We start from the raw sequence: 1,261 nt of genomic DNA, 5'->3' as shown, positions 1-1,261 counted from the left end.
GATGCCCGAGGCATAGACTGTACAAAAAAACAGTCATAACAAGCCATGAAAACCGCCACTGCGCCGTTACCACCGCTGCGTTCGGTCAAGGTTCTGGACCAGTTGCGTGAGCGCATACGCTACTTGCATTACAGCTTACGAACCGAACAGGCTTATGTCCACTGGGTTCGTGCCTTCATCCGTTTCCACGGTGTGCGTCACCCGGCAACCTTGGGCAGCAGCGAAGTCGAGGCATTTCTGTCCTGGCTGGCGAACGAGCGCAAGGTTTCGGTCTCCACGCATCGTCAGGCATTGGCGGCCTTGCTGTTCTTCTACGGCAAGGTGCTGTGCACGGATCTGCCCTGGCTTCAGGAGATCGGAAGACCTCGGCCGTCGCGGCGCTTGCCGGTGGTGCTGACCCCGGATGAAGTGGTTCGCATCCTCGGTTTTCTGGAAGGCGAGCATCGTTTGTTCGCCCAGCTTCTGTATGGAACGGGCATGCGGATCAGTGAGGGTTTGCAACTGCGGGTCAAGGATCTGGATTTCGATCACGGCACGATCATCGTGCGGGAGGGCAAGGGCTCCAAGGATCGGGCCTTGATGTTACCCGAGAGCTTGGCACCCAGCCTGCGCGAGCAGCTGTCGCGTGCACGGGCATGGTGGCTGAAGGACCAGGCCGAGGGCCGCAGCGGCGTTGCGCTTCCCGACGCCCTTGAGCGGAAGTATCCGCGCGCCGGGCATTCCTGGCCGTGGTTCTGGGTTTTTGCGCAGCACACGCATTCGACCGATCCACGGAGCGGTGTCGTGCGTCGCCATCACATGTATGACCAGACCTTTCAGCGCGCCTTCAAACGTGCCGTAGAACAAGCAGGCATCACGAAGCCCGCCACACCGCACACCCTCCGCCACTCGTTCGCGACGGCCTTGCTCCGCAGCGGTTACGACATTCGAACCGTGCAGGATCTGCTCGGCCATTCCGACGTCTCTACGACGATGATTTACACGCATGTGCTGAAAGTTGGCGGTGCCGGAGTGCGCTCACCGCTTGATGCGCTGCCGCCCCTCACTAGTGAGAGGTAGGGCAGCGCAAGTCAATCCTGGCGGATTCACTACCCCTGCGCGAAGGCCATCGGTGCCGCATCGAACGGCCGGTTGCGGAAAGTCCTCCCTGCGTCCGCTGATGGCCGGCAGCAGCCCGTCGTTGCCTGATGGATCCAACCCCTCCGCTGCTATAGTGCAGTCGGCTTCTGACGTTCAGTGCAGCCGTCTTCTGAAAACGACA

Annotated in this window: 1 protein-coding gene; it reads left to right on the top strand. The window is 60.8% G+C overall.

Features of this window, described 5'->3' with window-relative positions:
* Nucleotides 1-45: 45 nt before the first annotated feature.
* Nucleotides 46-1,059, top strand: a complete 1,014-nt coding sequence (gene intI1 / locus ACNQ0W_RS25120; RefSeq protein ID WP_000845048.1) for a class 1 integron integrase IntI1 — start codon at nucleotides 46-48, stop codon at nucleotides 1,057-1,059.
* The last annotated feature ends 202 nt before the right edge of the window (nucleotides 1,060-1,261 follow it).

It is taken from the genome of Enterobacter cloacae complex sp. 6730903 (genome assembly GCF_048283985.1).
GTDB lineage: Bacteria > Pseudomonadota > Gammaproteobacteria > Enterobacterales > Enterobacteriaceae > Enterobacter > Enterobacter hormaechei_C.
This window is presented reverse-complemented; position numbering and strand designations above follow the sequence as displayed.

Excerpts from the sequence above, each read along its gene's own strand:
- intI1 (WP_000845048.1), top strand. The coding sequence starts at position 46 with ATGAAAACCGCCACTGCGCCGTTACCACCGCTGCGTTCGGTCAAGGTT.